13 protein-coding genes and 1 other RNA gene are annotated in these 17253 nt (G+C 47.7%); 4 read left to right on the top strand and 10 right to left on the bottom strand.

Annotation, left to right across the window (positions count from 1 at the left end):
- Positions 1–160 precede the first annotated feature (160 nt).
- The 7 genes from Q4E40_RS18270 to Q4E40_RS18240 all read right to left on the bottom strand — a co-directional run bounded on the left by Q4E40_RS18270 (position 161) and on the right by Q4E40_RS18240 (position 9582).
- On the bottom strand, positions 161–3025 hold the full coding sequence (locus Q4E40_RS18270) for a type I restriction endonuclease subunit R (RefSeq protein WP_303414205.1): 2865 nt from the start codon (positions 3023–3025) through the stop codon (positions 161–163).
- Positions 3025–4239, bottom strand: coding sequence for a PDDEXK-like family protein (locus Q4E40_RS18265; protein WP_303414203.1), 1215 nt, complete (start codon positions 4237–4239; stop codon positions 3025–3027). Before Q4E40_RS18265 ends, Q4E40_RS18270 begins: the two co-directional genes overlap by 1 nt.
- The gene (locus Q4E40_RS18260; protein WP_303414201.1) at positions 4239–5480 is read right to left on the bottom strand and encodes a restriction endonuclease subunit S; all 1242 of its coding nucleotides are present in this window, start codon (positions 5478–5480) and stop codon (positions 4239–4241) included. Before Q4E40_RS18260 ends, Q4E40_RS18265 begins: the two co-directional genes overlap by 1 nt.
- Positions 5481–5482: 2 nt before the next feature.
- Positions 5483–7060 carry a type I restriction-modification system subunit M gene (locus Q4E40_RS18255; RefSeq protein ID WP_303414200.1) on the bottom strand — a complete coding sequence of 526 codons (1578 nt, stop codon included), beginning with the start codon at positions 7058–7060 and terminating at the stop codon, positions 5483–5485.
- Positions 7061–7387: 327 nt separating this feature from the next.
- Positions 7388–8656, bottom strand: coding sequence for a Y-family DNA polymerase (locus Q4E40_RS18250; protein ID WP_303414198.1), 1269 nt, complete (start codon positions 8654–8656; stop codon positions 7388–7390).
- On the bottom strand, positions 8653–9120 hold the full coding sequence (locus Q4E40_RS18245; protein WP_303414196.1) for a LexA family protein: 468 nt from the start codon (positions 9118–9120) through the stop codon (positions 8653–8655). Before Q4E40_RS18245 ends, Q4E40_RS18250 begins: the two co-directional genes overlap by 4 nt.
- Positions 9121–9330: 210 nt before the next feature.
- A complete protein-coding gene (locus Q4E40_RS18240) occupies positions 9331–9582 on the bottom strand; it encodes a helix-turn-helix domain-containing protein (RefSeq protein ID WP_303414194.1) in 252 nt (83 codons plus the stop codon).
- A gap of 144 nt (positions 9583–9726) precedes the next feature.
- Between Q4E40_RS18240 and Q4E40_RS18235 the strand changes: the two genes are divergently transcribed.
- On the top strand, positions 9727–10293 hold the full coding sequence (locus Q4E40_RS18235) for a GIY-YIG nuclease family protein (protein ID WP_303414192.1): 567 nt from the start codon (positions 9727–9729) through the stop codon (positions 10291–10293).
- 120 nt (positions 10294–10413) lie between these two features.
- Here the strand turns inward: Q4E40_RS18235 and Q4E40_RS18230 are convergent, their stop codons facing one another.
- Positions 10414–10650: a helix-turn-helix domain-containing protein gene (locus Q4E40_RS18230; RefSeq protein WP_303414190.1), complete on the bottom strand. Its 237-nt coding sequence runs from the start codon at positions 10648–10650 to the stop codon at positions 10414–10416.
- A gap of 135 nt (positions 10651–10785) precedes the next feature.
- Here Q4E40_RS18230 and Q4E40_RS18225 point away from each other — a divergent pair, with 135 nt between their 5' ends.
- Together Q4E40_RS18225 and Q4E40_RS18220 are read left to right on the top strand one after the other, a co-directional pair.
- Positions 10786–11346 carry a DUF922 domain-containing protein gene (locus Q4E40_RS18225; protein WP_303414188.1) on the top strand — a complete coding sequence of 187 codons (561 nt, stop codon included), beginning with the start codon at positions 10786–10788 and terminating at the stop codon, positions 11344–11346.
- A gap of 13 nt (positions 11347–11359) precedes the next feature.
- Positions 11360–11803 carry a hypothetical protein gene (locus tag Q4E40_RS18220; protein ID WP_303414186.1) on the top strand — a complete coding sequence of 148 codons (444 nt, stop codon included), beginning with the start codon at positions 11360–11362 and terminating at the stop codon, positions 11801–11803.
- A 75-nt stretch (positions 11804–11878) separates the two neighbouring features.
- On the opposite strand, the gene ssrA is transcribed toward Q4E40_RS18220, so the two are convergent.
- Positions 11879–12248, bottom strand: a transfer-messenger RNA (tmRNA) gene (gene ssrA, locus Q4E40_RS18215).
- Positions 12249–12555: 307 nt separating this feature from the next.
- On the opposite strand from ssrA, the gene cfa reads away from it, so the two are divergent.
- Positions 12556–13677, top strand: a complete 1122-nt coding sequence (gene cfa, locus Q4E40_RS18210; protein ID WP_303414184.1) for a cyclopropane fatty acyl phospholipid synthase — start codon at positions 12556–12558, stop codon at positions 13675–13677.
- A 240-nt stretch (positions 13678–13917) separates the two neighbouring features.
- Here cfa and Q4E40_RS18205 read toward each other — a convergent pair whose 3' ends face one another.
- Positions 13918–17013 (bottom strand): T9SS-dependent M36 family metallopeptidase, encoded by a 3096-nt coding sequence (locus Q4E40_RS18205; RefSeq protein ID WP_303414182.1) that lies wholly within the window; start codon positions 17011–17013, stop codon positions 13918–13920.
- Positions 17014–17253 lie beyond the last annotated feature (240 nt).

Here is a 17253-nt window from a genome sequence, read left to right as displayed (position 1 = left end):
TCCATTTGCCCCTGCTACCCCCACCCTTTATAAACAAGCTCCTGAAACCCAAGTATCTATTTTTAATTTTTTTTCAGGGGACTGCATGAGTGCGTTCATCACCTCGTAGCCTGCTCCTCAAAACAATATGATCCCTTTCCAGAGTAGAAAAACACAGGCTTTACACTCTTGCTCCAATCCCATTAATAAACGTCTCTACAAAGGTCAGCATCTTAGCTGTTATCCGCTCGGCAATGGGCTTACGTTCCAGAAGTTTTGGCTTGGCAGGTAGCATGTCAAGTACCTCTTCGCGGAGCGGTGTGCGCTCAGTGAACAGGTAGTTGCCAAGCACGGCTTGTAACTTAACCGGGTCTAGCTGTTCTTCTTTGCTCATCTTCTCGAAGGCGGCTATCTGCTCGCGCTGCCAGAAGCTTTCGAAGGCTTCAGGCACGTCGTCAGCGTCTTCTATGTGGGGCAGGTTCTCTTCTATGAACTTGCGAATGAGCTCACGTTTGCTGCGAAGTGTGGTCTCGCCAGTCAGGATGTCGATGATCTGCTTTTTCTGCTTCTCCTTGTCTTCCGGTTTAGCGCTGTTGAGCTTGGCCAGCAATTTCAGGATGTAGGAGACGTTAATTTCGTCGCGGTGAATCAGCTCCAGCTCGAAGTCCACGTCATTGAGTATAGATTCTTTCTCTTTGGCGGTGTCTGTCTTTACCTTGTCGTACAGATCGAGGTACTTGCTCTTGTAGTCTTCGAAGCTTTGTTCCGACATGGCCAGGTTAGCAAAGCTGAAGTCGGCGAAGGTGGTGAGCACGTTCTTGATGCGCATCAACTCCCGGAAGGCTTTCACAAACGTCAGCTCTTCTTCCTCGCTGGGCAGGCTGTCTACGCTGCCTACGGTGGGTGCTATCTTCAGCAGTTCGCCAAAAGCAATGTTGAATTTGGTAACATAGTCCTCGTAAGGTTCTACCAGGATAATGTCTTTGGCATCCTTGTTCGAGAAAAGTGCAATGGCATCGTCGGTGGCTTGTTTCAGGTTACGGAAGACCACAATATTGCCCTGCGATTTCTGCTCTGTATAAAGCCTGTTGGTGCGGCTGTAGGCTTGTATCAGGCCGTGGTATTTCAGGTTCTTGTCTACGTAGAGCGTACTGAGTGGCGGCGAGTCAAAGCCGGTCAGGTACATGTTCACGACCAGCAACAGGTCTATTTCCTTATTCTTTACCCGCTTCGAGATGTCGTTGTAGTAGTTGTAGAACGACTGGCTGTCTTTGGTCGAGAACTTGGTATTGAATAGCGTATTATAGTCAACTATAAATGCGTCCAGTTTCTCACGGGTGTGGCTATTGGCAGTATAAGCTATAGTTGGTTCTGCGGCTACGGCAATTTCTTCGTCTTCCAGCATGTAGTCGCCGGTAGCGCCTTTGTCTTCTTCGTTGGCGGTATAGCTGAAGATGGTGGCAATTTTCAGGTTGTGCTTGCCTTCGGCTTTGCGCTTCTGGAACAGTTCGTAATAGCGGATCAGCACATCCACGCTGCTCACGCAGAACATGCCGGTAAACTCTTTGCCGTGCGTTTTGCGCGGGTGGTGCTCAATAATGTAGTCCACGATCTTTTCCAGGCGCTGCGGGGCTTCCAGCAGCTCTTTGGTGTCGATGTCTTCTACTTCTATGTCTATCTCCGTATTGCTGCCTGCCTTCTCCCTGTACCTGCCCACGTACTCTACAGAAAACTTGAGCACGTTTTCGTCTTTGATGGCATCGGTGATCAGGTACTTGTGTAGGCACTCGTCGAACAAATCTCTAGTGGTGCGCTTGCCCAAATCGTTTTTGATCACGTTCTCGGCAAAGATAGGCGTGCCGGTAAAGCCGAATAGTTGGGCTTTGGCAAAGAAGCTCTTGATGCGGTTGTGCGTCTCGCCGAACTGGCTGCGGTGGCACTCGTCAAAAATAAACACCACGCGTTCTTCCCGTAAATGCTCAAGCTTGCCGGAAAAACGGGCGCTGCCGATGGCGTTGTTCAGTTTCTGTATAGTGGTAACGATGAGTTTGGTATCGCCGGAGAGTTGACCAACCAAGGCGCGGGTGTCGTCGGTGCCGTCGATGCTGCCTGCCGAAAAGCTGTTGAACTCTTTGGTGGTCTGGTAATCTAGGTCCTTGCGGTCTACTACAAACACGACTTTGTGCACCTTGGGCAACTGCATGAGCAGTTGGCTAGCCTTAAAGGATGTGAGCGTTTTGCCCGAGCCAGTGGTGTGCCAGATGTAGCCGTTCTTATCCGAGTTCTTTACACGCTCGATGATAGCTTCGGTGGCGTAGTACTGGTAGGGCCTGAGCACCATCAGGATCTTGTGCGTCTCGCTCAGCACAATATACTTGGTTACCATTTTGGCCAGGTGGCAGGGCTCCAGGAACGCTTTGGTAAAGGCTTCGAGCTGGGTGATGAGCTTGTTGTTGGTATCGGCCCAGTAGAAGGTTTGTTTAAAATTCTGCTTTTTATTGTTGGCGTAGTACTTGGTGTTGACGCCGTTGCTGATCACAAACAGCTGCACGTACTGGAACAAGCCATGCGATGCCCCGAAGGAATGGCGGTGGTAGCGGTTCACCTGGTTAAAGGCTTCTTTCAGCTCCAGGCCGCGGCGCTTCAACTCGATCTGCACCAACGGCAGGCCGTTTACCAGCAGCGTTACGTCGTAGCGGTTTTTGTAGGTGCCATCTATCGTTACCTGCTGGGTTACCTGGAACAGGTTCTTGCACCAGTGTTCCTGCTGCAGAAACTCCAGGTACACGCTCGTGCCGTCGTCCTTGGTGAGCTGCATTTTATCGCGGAGCACTTTGGCGCGGTCGAACACATTGCCTTTGTTCAGGTGGTTCAGTATGCGTTCAAATTCCTTTTCGGTCAGGGATACCTGGTTGTGCTTTTCCAGCTGGGTTTTCAGGTTGGCTAGCAGGGCCTGCTCGTCTTTTATAGTTACGTAACTATAGCCCAGCCCCTGCAGCTGCTTTACCAGGTTGTCTTCGAGTACCTGCTCCGGTTGTGTTCCCATTAGCTCAGCTTGTTTAGGTAAAACCGCACCTTATCAGTTTCTTTTGCTAAATATGCTTCTATTTCACTTACAATGTGATCTACAAGATTATTTTTGAAATTACTATTAGAATTGATTTTTTGTAGTAAATCTGAATTGCTAAGCTTCAGCTCATACTGCTCAAAATCGTTTAACTTATGTGCGTTATACCATCTGTGAATATGGTGATCATTATTTCTCATAAACTCACTTTCGTCTTTACTCACATCAACAGTACCAACAAATAAGGCACCACCAAAATGCCCTTTTGGTAATCCACTAAAAGTCTCTACAATAAAGAATATTGGTTTATCCTCCATGCCTTTTAGCTTTATCCAAATAAGTGTATAAGGATTATTAAAAGCATTCTGAGCGGTTATAGTATAATTAACTCCAACGTGTTCCTGTAGCTTTTTAATCACACTTTGCCTTATTTCTTCCCTTAATTCTATAGTAACCCTATTAAAGTTTGCAGCGATATATTCTGCCTCTTTATAATGCGAGAGCATCAGGTTGATTAGTTGCTGTGTTTGTTTTTCAGCCATAGTTGCTGTAAGCTTTTGAATAAGGATCTTGTATTGCTTGATGGTTTCGCGAAGGATTGGTGAATCAGCCGCTTCTTTTAAACACATATCCAGCCACACAAGGATGTGTTTGCGGTATGATATGTTATGAAAATCTGCACCAGACTCTAAAGTTCCTTTACTACCTATAGATGGCTCCGAACCGTGTAAGGTCAGGTATAACACTGTATTTTTACCCTTATTATGGTTGCAATAGCGTTCAATCTGTGCTTCCTGGTCTCCGGCATCTATCTTGTTCTCAATGGAGATGCAATTATTAAAATCATCAGAGATATAAATATCAATCCTACCACCTGACTTTGCATCTATATCACGGCCACCTATATGGTGTTCTGGCTTTGCTTTAGCAGTAACTAAGTCGAGCGTTAGCGTAACCTCGTCGAGTGTTTCCAGGAAAAGCTTTAAAAAGATGTTGCCCTTCAGGTGCGTTCCGTCTGGATTTAAAAGCTCTGTTATGAAAGCGGAATGGGTACTGTTCTCCAGGCGCTCCATCTTCAGGATAGAAAAAACATTGAATGTTTCGCCACGCAACCCCGCCACCTCCTTTTGGTGAGCAATTATCCTTTTGGTGTCAGCCAATAGATAGCCTAGTTTTTCTGCACTTACCATCATTACACAAACAGCTGCTGTAGCATGCCTTTCTTGAATTGCTGCGCCTGCTTCAGTTGTTTAGAAGTGTAGTTTAGTTTGTTATCGATGGATGATAGAAAGTTGACAATTTTGGTTTGTTCCTCAATACTCGGCATCTTTAATAGAAACCCCTTAACAGTTTGTGCATTTAAGTTACCTTGTGTACCAGTTGTGATAAACTTCGCTATACTTTCCTGAATTTTAACTAGTGAATAATATACAAATTCAGTATTGTATTCTTTGTTGATGATAAGATTTAGAACAGCTTGAGACGTAGCTAGCGGTATTTTGCTGATAGAAACAAAACCTACAGATGCATACATTGAATAAATAATTGTATTGACAGGAATTATCCAAGCTGATGAGTTTTTCAAACCCAATTGAGAAATTTGATTAGATGTATATTCAAGATATTTACCTTGAGCAGTCATATCACTTATTGACAAAAATGGTATGTCTCCATCATAATATTCCTTTTTCGTTGATGTAGGAGTACCACCGCTTTTTGCTACATCGCAAAGCTCTACCAACTTCTTCTCTTCCCACTCCGGAAATTCATTGCCGTTATCGTCCTTGAAGCGGATCTGCTGTGAGAAAATTTGTTGCATCACCCCTTTTTTATACTTCTCCAACAATTCCTTCTTCTTTCTCAACTGCTGTACTTTATAGTCAACTATAGTTAAGAAAGAAGCTATCTTTTTCTGTTCGGAAAGAGTAGGTATAGCAAACTTTAGATTTTCAAACTCTTTCTGACCTAATGTTTTGTTTCTTCCTGCTCCACCCGGAGAAGCAAGCTCTAATAAGAATTTTCCCTTTTTTGTAAGGAAGAAGTATAGAAGATAGTTTATATCTGACTGATTATTTACTGGCATATACATAGGGAATCTATGTGAAGCAATCATCCCTATTTCACCTGAAGTTGTTTTAGCTACAGCTTGCTCCCATGCAAAAACTATATTTACAATAAGGGCATCTTCCTTTACCCAAAAGACACGCTTATTTCCTAAAGTTTTACCATCTACAAACTCCTTATGAAACAAACCTTTTCCATGTGACCTGATACCTATCTGTTGATATAATGTATCTGGTTTAACCTTTACAGGTTCAGATACACGCTTTACTATAGTACCAAATCTCTTTAAAGCCCACCTTCCTTCAAACTCCGGAAAGCGAATCGCAGGCACGTTTTTCACGGTTGCTGTTATTTCTACTGTTGCTTCCATAGTTAAAACGGTTTAGCTATACCCAGCTCATCGCAAAACGCAGCTATAGTTTGATCGGTGCTTTGCATCTCGTCTTCCAGCTTACCAAGGGCAACGGCTACTTCATTCAGGTCTATGGCTTCTTCCTCTTCAAAGGTGTCCACGTAGCGTGGTATATTCAGGTTGTAGTCGTTGTCGCGTATTTCCTGCAGGCGGGCCACATGGCTATACTTAGGTTCTGGTTTACGCTCACGGTAGGTAGTGATGATCTTCTCAATATCGGAGTCGCGCAGGAAATATTGGTTTGTTCCCTTCTCGTAATACTGACTGGCATCTATAAACAGGATATTGTCGTTCTGCTCGCGGCATTTCTTAAACACCAGAATACAGGTAGGAATGCTGGTGCCATAGAAGATGTTAGCCGGTAAACCGATCACGGCATCCAGGTAGTTGCGGTCCTCGATCAGGTACTGGCGGATGTGCCCTTCGGCTGCTCCCCTGAACAGCACGCCATGTGGCAACACCACTGCCATCGTTCCGTTATCGGCCAGGTGGTGCACCATGTGCTGCACAAAGGCAAAATCGGCTTTAGAGCTCGGAGCCAGCTTGCCGTACTGGCTGAAGCGGTCGTCGGACAAATGCAGCGGGCTAGCGCTCCAGTTAGCCGAAAACGGCGGGTTGGCCACGATAGCTTCGAAGCGCTGCTCCAGATGCTGCGGGTGCTCTAGCGTGTCTTCCTGCCGTATGTCGAACTTCTGAAAGTGCACATCGTGCAGGATCATGTTCATGCGGGCCAGGTTGTAGGTGGTGCGGTTGAGCTCCTGCCCGTAAAAGTTAGATACTTCGTCTACTTCCTTAGCCACGCGTAACAGCAAAGAGCCCGAGCCGCAGGTTGGGTCGTACACCGATTTCAGCTTGGTCTTACCAGTAGTCACCAGCTTGGCCAGCACTTTAGATACCTCCTGCGGAGTGTAGAACTCACCGGCCTTCTTGCCTGCGCCACTCGCAAACTGCCCGATCAGGTATTCGTAGGCATCACCCAGCACATCGGCTTCGGTGTCTTCCAGCTTAAAGTCGATCTTATCCAGGTGGCCCAGCACTTTGGCTATCAAATCGTTCTTGGCGGCTTCGGTGCGGCCCAGCTTGGTGGAAGTCAGGTCCAGGTCCTCGAAGAGCTTGTTGAAGTCATCTTCGCTCTCGGTGCCCATGGTGCTCTGCTCAATGTGCTTGAGCACCAGCGTCAGCTCATCCAGTATAAAGTTGCTCGCGCCTTCCTCCCTGCTGTTGGAGTTGCCTTTGCGGGCAATCTCGCTAAACAGCTCGGTCGGCTTCAGGAAGTAACCCAGGCTGGAAAGGGCATCCTCCTTTATCGCTTCAAGCATCTCCTGCCCTACTTCGGTGCTTTCGTTTATGTCGTGGTACTTAATGCCGTCTTCTGCCAGAATCTTGTTGGCGTACAGCTCCATCTTCTCCGACAGGTATTTGTAAAAGATAAAGCCCAATATATAGTCCCGGAACTCGTCAGCATCCATCTTGCCGCGCAAGGTGTTGGCAATGTTCCAGAGTTGTTGTTTCAGTTGCTGTTTATGGTCTTCAGACATGGGTAAGCGGGTAGGTATAAAAGGTACTTAGGTATAGGTATAGAAATGCTAAATCTTACAAGATATAACAAGATAGTGAAATTTATATACTGGGTGCAAGTTTAAACTTTTATGGGCCTATAGTTATGAAGTTAAGTTGCTGAGAGCCTGCAAAATCGAAGTAGCTATAATCTGCTCACAACCTTAAATTGATAGCACAGATCATAACCATTACTAACTATGTGTGGAAGATACACTGTCTTACCTAAAACGAAAGGCAGCCCAAAAGCAGCCAAGCTGCTGGAAAAGCACCTGCCTGATATAAAAGCTATGTCTTCTAAAAGTTTCTTAAACAAATACTTCCACTACATCAGAAAGACGGGTGGTGTAGTAGGGCGATAGTTTTTCACGCTTCAGCTTCCATTCTTTACCTGTTCCTTGAGAGCCGCAGAATAGTACATCGCGGCCCAGTTTCTGGTTCAGTTTATCTAGCGCCTGCATCAGATGCTGGTGCTTTTCCCGATCCACCGGATCAAGCAGATCCCCCTGCACTTGATTGGCAGGACAGATCCCACTAACAATGACTCCGCTTTTCTTGTAACGATAGCCTTCACGGTAAATACTTCTTAACGCCAGGCTGGCATATTGCACCATTTCAAGGGTACTATTGGTCGCAACAGGCAGCTGGATGGTTTTGCTGTTGTAGTACTGTTCTCCAGTAGCAAAGGGATTGGTCATCACAAATACCGTTAAAGCTCCTGCGCAGCAGTGCTGTTTGCGCAGCTTTTCAGCGCAGCGGGATGCATATAGTGTAGTGGCTTCCTGTATCTCAGAAAACGTTGTCACAGGATGGCCAAAGGAGCGCGATGTGCAGATGTTCTGCTTGGCAGGTATCGTTTGTTCCAGATCCGCACAAGGCTCCCCACGCAGCTCCTTAACCACACGCAGGCCAACAACGGTCATATGCTTTTTAACAAAGGCATCAGAGGCATGGCGCAAATCCCAGGCAGAATGAATACCATAGTAAGCTAGCTTTTTAGCATACTTGCGACCCACGCCCCATACATCCCCTACTTCGGTTCGCTTCAGTGCTTCTTCCAAATGTTTGGAATCTGTTAGTACCAGTACCCCGTTTGCTTTAGCCGATTTCTTAGCCAGTCGATTGGCTAACTTTGCCAGCGTCTTTGTAGGCGCTACGCCCACCGAAACAGGAATGCCCGTCCAGCGCCATACTGTGTTTCGCATCTGGCGGCAATAGGCAGTCAGATCCACTTGGTAAAAATCCCCTAAATCAAGGAATGCTTCGTCAATGGAGTAAACTTCAATGCTGGGCGTGAATGTGGCCAGTGCATTCATCACGCGCTTGGACATATCCCCGTAGAGCGTGTAGTTGCTGCTGAATACCTGCACGTCGTGTTGCTCGATCATATCACGCATTTTAAAGGCAGGCTCGCCCATCGCTATCCCTAAAGCCTTGGCTTCATTGGAGCGGGCAATCACGCATCCATCGTTGTTGCTAAGCACCACAATGGGCCTGCCATTCAGGGAAGGATCAAACACCCGCTCACACGACGCATAAAAGTTATTGCAGTCAACTAAGGCAAATAGCGAAGTCATCGTTTGGAAGCCTGGTGGATTATATAGGTTACAATTCCAAACACGCGCATCTCCATTTCTTCTGCAACTTCAATGTCAGGATAAGCCGCATTGGCAGCTTCCAGGTACAGCTTTCCTTCGCGCAGGCGAATGGTCTTCACCGTAAAAGCACCGTCCAGGTAACAGGCGGCAATGAGTCCATCTGCAGGCTTCACGGAACGGTCCACCACCAGCACTGCGCCGTCTCGAATGTTAGCGTCGATCATGGAGTTTCCCCGCACCCGCATCACAAAGGTGGCAGAAGGGTTGCGCACAAGGTAATCACTCAGGTTGATACTATCATCTAGGTAATCGTCAGCTGGAGAAGGAAAGCCCGCTGAGATGTAAGAAACATAAAATGGTACGTCTAGGAGATCCAGCCCTTGGATCCTGTATAGCTCCAGTAAGGGGGGGTGGTTTATATATTCCAGTGTTGCTAATCTCATAGTTTTAAAGCTAATAATATTAGCAATACTAAACAAAACTAAAATGGTTAGCAAATAAATATCTTGTTAAGCGAATATTATAGCAAAGCCACTGCTAAAGCTTGGTTGCAAAAGCTGTAAAGAAATGATAAAAAGATAAATGCATTACTATAAAATTTAGTACTAGAAGAGGTTAGCTATAGGTGCATTATCTGGCAGCAATAGTTGCTATTATTTAGCTGGTGGTACGATTTCAGGAAAGAAAACAAGTAGCTGGCTTGGATGGAGTTCCAGCGCCTTAGCTAGAGAAATAAGCGTCATGATCGTGAAGTTATGATTGCCATACTCTATGCGCTGCACCTGCGATTCTGATAAACCTGCTTCAAAAGCAAGGTTCGCCTGGGTAAGACCTCGCTCCTGGCGCAGGCGCTTTAGGTGGTGCCCGAATGCTTTCAGAAATGATGTTTCGCTAGAACTTTCCATTAAGCAAAAACACTATAAAATTTTTTAACGTAGACAGCATGCGTGCTGTGTTTAAGTTTCTACATTTGCTCGGCTGCTCTCTTACAGAGAGCAAATAACATAAGCATGTGAACAGTAGAATCATCACCTAAACCCAATATTCCTATGAAATTTACCGTACCAGATGAGTACAAGAACGCCAGCGGCGTGTACAAGATTTCCAGTTCAATCGATAGCCGTGTATATATCGGTTCAACAGTAGACTTATTTGTGCGCTACACCTACCATAAGAATCACATTTTAAGATGGGATCACATTAACCTGCTATTGAAAGAGTATGCGCAGGAGCATATGGATTTACATTTGGAGTTCAGTGTGCTGGAATACTGTGATAAGTCTCTGCTGACAGAACGTGAAATACACTACATCAGAGAATATAAAGCCGTGTATGCTGGCTTTGGATTTAATGTAAAAACAAACGGCTTAGGCATAGATAGACATACATGTGAAGGCACCTTGAACACCATCATATTGCCACGCATCAAGGAAAAGCTGGATAACCCAAAGTTCGATATTGAAGCGCAGTTCTGCCCTGACTGCCAGGTGTGGCTCAATAGTTTCAGACGCCAGATAAGGGATTTAGAAGAGTTTCGGGATTATTATGAAACCCAAATGAAAGAGGCAAAGAAAAGAGTTGCTGAGTTGGAAGCATTAACTAGTGGCAAGCTATAGCTGTATCCAACAGTTGCTTACAGTGCTTCACTCAAAAGTAATCATAAGAGCAAGCCCTGGCTAGAAAAGCTATTGATTAATAAAGCAAAAGAACTTGCAAGCAAAAGCTATTCATCAATGTTAAACAGACTCTTCAGGCAGTTCAAAATCCAAAAGCTCAGGTAAAGAGACTCTCAATCCCTTTGCAAGTGATACAAGTACATCCAGCGTCACAGAATATTTAGCATTTTCCGTACGCTGGATGGTCAATTTGGACACATCTGCAGCGTAGGCCAGTTCTTGCTGACTCATTCCATGTGCTTCTCTTAACCTGCGTAAATGGATGCCAAATGCTTGTATGCCTGAAGGATTCTTCACCCTTCAAAAATCACATACTATTTTTACGCATCTGGTATCATATGTGTATCCAATGTTATTATATTTGCTGAACCCTAGGTAAGGTGGCAGCTAACTTTCTTCTTCTACCTATTATTACACAAGCAATCTATTTACATGAACAATAACCTACTATGCAGCATTCTCCTTGCGGCTGCCATATGCCTTCCTGTGCTATGTAATGCACAGGATGATAGGATTATTACCTGGAGCAAGAGCCGAAAACTTACTTGGCAGGATTTTAAAGGCAAAGTTGAAAAGGAAACAACTTACACCGTGATAAACTTAAAAAAGCAAGGTGAGGCAGATGCGGCACGTAGCAGGATAGCCATTAGTTTAAGCTACGGCTGCGAAAATGGGAAAGCAGATCATGAAGTCTATACTGAGTTTGAACAATCAAACTCATGGACTATACCAGAGTTACAAAGTCCCGAGGTACTGGCCCACGAGCAACTTCATTTTGATATAGCTGAGTTGCATGCCCGAAAGTTAAGAACTGAGTTAGCCAAACTTCCAAATGCCTGTGATCGCAACAGTGTAGCAACCCTTTACTATAGTCTAGATGCAGCTTTTGTAGAAATGACGAAACAATATGACGTAGAAACTTCCCATGGGACGAACAAACAGCAACAGGCAGAGTGGCACAGGAAGGTACAAATCTTACTTCAAAAGCCTTAAGATCAGATAGCCAATGAATCACAGAATGATTTTTAAAAAGGCCTGGGAATGGCTAATAGCTATAGTAGCAATATACTTTATCATGTTTTGGCTTGGATCTGTCTTAATGACGGTAGGGTTTTTCCTTTATGAGATGTATAAGGGAAATAAGAATGCCTGGATTGTCTTTTCTATGGTAATATTTATCATAATATCAGGTATTGTCTATACATTTATAAAAATATATCGTGAGTATAAAGAGGACGCTAAGGATCCTTTTGCCGATATCTTTTCATGGCCAGATGAAAAAGTTAAGCAAAATGCTAATACAACCCAACATTCGCTTAATGCTGATCACAAGGAGCCCCCTGTACAACTAACAAAAGATGGATTGGCAGATAAGGTAGTGAAACAATTTGAAGCAAAAGGACACGATCCAAAGGAAATACGCGAAATGATTAAAGCCTATGGTTTTTAAAATTGTCCGATATATGTCCGAAGAAAACAAAAAAGCGCTGCAAACAATTAGTTTACAGCGCTTTAATTTAGAAAAATGTGGAGTAGCAGGGATTCGAACCCTGGTCCAGACAAGGAAATCGACGGGCTTTCTACATGCTTAGACTTATTCGGATTGTCGGGAGCTTGCAAGTATAAGTCAAACTTATGCGCACTCCTTAGATGCGTTATTTCGCCTGTGCACCGCACCCTTACACAGACTAGTCAATCGAGTCGAAGCCTCTGATGTGCAAGCAGATTCACGAAACCTGCACGAGACTATGGCTAGTGCTTAATACCTAGATTAAGCAGCCATGGCGTAGTTAGATTCGCCATTTATTGTTTGAACGGATTTTTAACAGGTGGTACGTTCATCACCCGACATGCTTACACGCAATCTGCACAAGCTGTCAATTCCAGTCTACCCCATAAGTTAAAGAACGTTGTATTCTTACGCGTTATACTTCAAGAAGTATGCCACAAAACTACACTTTTTCGGGCATATTCCTATCAGTTAGCTGTCTATAAAACATCTTACCTCCACTGTTTAGTTTCCCTTCTGCGAATCGGAGTTAAGGACCAGCCACTCGTGCGGAACACCTTTTTCATTAACCACTGGCTGTCAAGGCACTATACAACCCCAATTGCTATACCTGCAAGAAAAACCTATGTGAATGGCAGTCGTTAAAATGAAAACATAGAGCTTCCTCTATCTTTTTAGACGCCCACACGACCATGGCAAAAAACAGTCTGGAGCAGCAAGTGTCTGACATGTTGGCAACAGCTGGCATCAATGTCAATGGCACTAACCCCTGGGACCTGCAGGTGCATGACACTCGCTTCTATAAACGGGTGCTCAGCCAGGGCTCACTTGGGCTGGGCGAGTCGTACATGGACGGCTGGTGGGACTGCGACCGGATAGACGAGTTTGTGAATAAAGCCATACGGGCAGACTTGTACAGAAATGCCCGGTTCGGGTGGCGCACTGTGCTGGAGGTGCTGCTGGCCAAAGTAATCAACCTACAACCCAAAGGCAAGGCGGCCCGCAATGCCCAGCGCCACTACGACATCGGCAATGGCCTCTACCAGCGCATGCTCGACGGGCGCCTGGCCTACAGCTGCGCCTACTGGAAAAACGCCGACAACCTGGACCAGGCCCAGGAACACAAGCTCGACCTCGTCTGCCGCAAGCTTCGGCTGCAGCCCGGGCAACGGGTGCTCGACATTGGCTGTGGCTGGGGAAGCTTTGCCAGGTATGCGGCTGAAAGGTATGGCGTGGAGATCGTAGGTATAACCGTTTCCAGGGAGCAGGCAGCGCTGGCCCGTGCGCTTTGCAAAGGACTGCCCATCGAGATCAGATTGCAGGACTACCGCGATGTGCGCGAGCAGTTTGACCACGTCGTGTCGATCGGGATGGCCGAGCATGTGGGCTACCGCAACCACCGCACCTACATGCAAACGGCTGCCCGCTGCCTCAAAGACGAGGGGTTGTTCCTGCTGCATACCATCGGCGTCAACTTTTCTAAAACCTCACCCGACCCCTTCATTGATAAGTACATTTTCCCGAACTGCCTGATTCCCTCGCTGCGACAGCTCACCGCCGCCATGGAGCATGTCTTTGTGGTGGAGGATCTCCACAACTTCGGGCCTGACTACGACCGCACATTGCTAGCCTGGCACCAGAATTTCAACCAGCACTGGCCCGAGCTGCAGGGAGAATACGGGGAGCGTTTCTACCGCATGTGGAATTACTACCTGCTTTCCAGCGCAGGATCTTTCCGGGCCCGCAACAACCAGTTGTGGCAGTTTGTGCTCTCCAAAAAAGGTATACCGGGCGGCTACGAAGCGGTACGCTAGGAGTGAATAATGAAGAATTATTAATGAGTAATGATGAATGGTTGTGCTGGTGCTACAGCGAGGTGGTAGAAGATTAGAAACAGTGCTTGGGTACTGGCCTACATACCCGGCAATAGGTATAGGTATAGGAGCAGAAGCAGGTATAGACATCGGCTATACCTTCACCATAGAGTCTTGCAAAAAGCAAAGGCCGGTGGAGTGAATCACCGGCCTTGCCCTGTTAGGTAAGTTAAGCACGCATTATTTTTGCATCACAATTCGGATAAAGGACACGCCTTCGTCCGTTACCAGTCTGGCAATGTAAAGGCCATTTGCCAGTTTGCCTTTCTCGAACTGATACGTTTTATGCTCTCCCGCTCTGCCTGTGTCTTGTGCCAGCACAGTCACCACAGACCCACGCATGTCCAGTACCTCAAGTGTGTAAGTGCCGTCCTTCGTCAGTGTAAAGCCGATGTCCGTTTTGGCACCGAATGGGTTTGGTACGGCACGAAGCGCCATTCTCTCAGCGCTGATCTCCGCTTTGGCAGTTGCAGTGGTTGTAGCAGCCAGTCCGCAGCTACCCAGCGTTCCCTTGGCAGCTGTCAGCAGGTATGGCACTGCATTCGGAGCCACACACTCTGCCACCCCGTCTACACATACCAGTATTTTGTCTTGTTTCTTGCCATCGCCGCAGCGTACGTCCACTACCGTAATCGTGATCGACTGATGCTTGATGCAGCCATCGCCGTTAACGGCACGCACCGTGAAGGTATAAGTACCGGCCGCCTTTGGTGTGAAGGTTACGCTGGCACCTGTCGTCGCACTCAGGCCTGCTGCCCCGCTCCAGGTATATTCGTTGTCAGCATCGCCGCCTGCCTGCAGACGTGCATTCTGCGGACCGTAACCCAGGTATAGGTTTGATGCAATGCCTCCTGTGTATACATTGGAAGTAGCAACGGCCTCCAGGGTAAGTGGCGTAGTACAAGCATAAGTTTCGGGCAGATCATAGGCCTCTACCTGGTCAAAGCGATTGGTGCTCAGTCCTTGTTTTGCACTGTAGCCGAGGCCCCTTCTGGCAAACACTTTCCAGATCAATTCCTGGTTGGCGCCCTCGTAGTTCTGACGGTCCGCCAGCAGGATGGCATCACGACCGTCCACAAAACCAGGGCGGCAGGCCTGCAGTTTCAAGCCATCGATCACCAGTTGCATGGCCATGTTGTTGCCACCTTTGCCATTGTAGAGGTCCGCATCGAAACCATACTTGTCGATCATGGCCCAGGTCATATCCCACAGCATCGTAGACCATACAAAACCGACACCGTGCGGCTGACTGATAGCTGGGTTGTTGGTAGAGGAATAGGTGTGTGAATTCACTGCGAAGTCTGTAGAATATGGCGCAGGACGAATGCCCATGCCGTCAGTTGGCTGGCCTTTGGCATACGTACCGATGCCTCTTACCTTGGCACCTGTGTCACCCGGCTTCATGGTCATCATCAGGCCGAACCAGTCGCTCCAGCCCTCGCCCATCTGCTCAGCGTTGTTCAGGCAATTCACAATCGTGCGGCCACCTGTCAGGCGGTTGGAGATGCCGTGTCCATACTCGTGGACGATGATGCCATTGTCGAAATCACCGTCAATTTCCGGTCTGCCATCGTCCTTCAGGCGAACGATTACGTCTTCACCTGCATCCAGTCGGGCTCTGAGGAGCGCACCCGCCTCCTGGCTGATCATCACAGCAGGTATAGTAATTGGCATGGTGGGTGTCCCTCCCATTGCAATCGGATCGCCTGGGGCATTGTTGATCACGACTACAGCAATAGCGCCTGCCAGTTGAGCAGCTTCCACTTTCTCTGTAAACGGACAGTTCCCTCTATACGCCACGGCGATGTTACCGGCAATCGCTGCCGTGTTAGACAGCACGCCACAACCTTCCTGCGGTACAGCGGACGTGCCTTGCCCTACTACCAGTTTGCCCACTACAGGGTCAGAGGTGAGTTTTCGGGCCCATGCCGCTTCTGTTGCCGGATAGCTGCCGGCCACTGAGGACGGTGAAGTAACGGATACCATGTCAGGGTCAGGCGGGCTGCTCCACAGGTACATCTGCATGCGGGGCGCGAAGCCGTCGGCTGGCGTGGAGAAGTTAGCGTTATTGCGGGAAGTGCCGTTGCGGTTGTCCTGTGCTTCTGCCAGCACCGGGTCACCCTGCGATCCGCCTTTGCCATAGTTGTTGAGCTGGAAGTTACCGCTGGCCTCGTCGAAACCGTACTGGTACCATACGTCGTGCACCACATTGTTCCAGTAAAAAAGGTTGGTGATGGCCGCGTCGCGATTCGTTACCGGCTGTTTGGTGAAGTCGATCGGGAAGTCGAAGCTAAACTCCGGCCCACCGTCGGGGCTGTAGTTGGTGCTCCAGCTGTTATTATTGTTTGGGTCTTCGTAGGAGTACACGTTGTTGCCACGTGTTCTGGTTTCGGTGTGCCAGCCCTGTGGCGAAGCCAGCTGGTTGGCGGCAGAGGTGCTCACGATGGAACGCGGGCCATGGCCGGGGCTCTCTACCGGCATGGCAAATACGTTGTAGGCGTTGGAAACCCGCACGATGCTTGCCTGTGGTGCCGCTACATAAGGCGATGCCGTGCTGTGGTTGTGTTCTTCGTGCAGGAACCTGCCACCCGGTCCATCATTCTCAAACTGGCAGTGCACCACCATGTTGTCTTTGTCGAGCACAGCGCCTGTCGTGGCATCGAGCCGGATGTTCCACCAGTTCTGGGCGTCCAGTTCATAGATAGACACTTCCCAGGCCAGGCGCAGGCTGCCGTCTTCCATGGGCTGGTAGACCAGCCTGGCAGGTATAGGCTCCAATGAAATGCCTGCTTTGGAGAAGGTAACGGCTCTGTTACGGCCATTGCCGCGCTCCTGCACCGTTAGCGGCTCTTTCATGGCTATACCTAAGTGCTGGGCGGCAGCGGCCACGGCGCCGGCTGCATCCAGTCCCGGCTGGTCTGACTTCGCCCGCTTGCCCACCTGCTTCTGCATGCGGTTGCCCATGGTGAGCACGCGGCCCTCCTTGCTCATGCTGATGTTGGTTATGGCGCCATGCACTTCAATCCCTCTGTAGAGTTGCTTGATGTATAGGTGCTTCATGCCGCTTTTAGGGCTTTCAGATTCACTGGCCAGCTCGAGGTCAGCTACGTCCTCGTCTTCTAATTCGAGCTGCTTCTTGTTTTTCTGAATGTGGTTGAGAGCCGCCTGTGGAATGGCTCTTTGGTCGGACCTCCCCTGCCCGTAGGCGGTAAAAGTGCCGGACAGGAATACGACCAGCAGCAGGAGCTGCCAATGCAGTTGTACACGTGTTTTCATGCGCTATGTTTTTAATAGTTAGACAATCGCGGTTGGAAGGCACGGATTGTTGGAGCGGAGCAAATAACTTCTTAAAAGTAAGCACCTTACAGCACGAAAAACAGGAATAATAATCGGCAAAAGTAACTATAAAATTACCTATAACGCATTAAACTAAACCAATACAACATTGCTTATTTTGTCCACTGCCCAGAAGCCTGCAGGAATCTTCATCTCGCATAGTTTATTTTATATATAGAC

The organism is Pontibacter coccineus (assembly GCF_030546575.1).
Taxonomy (GTDB): domain Bacteria; phylum Bacteroidota; class Bacteroidia; order Cytophagales; family Hymenobacteraceae; genus Pontibacter; species Pontibacter coccineus.
Note: the sequence above shows the minus strand (reverse complement) of the source record. Positions and strands in the feature narration are given on the sequence as shown.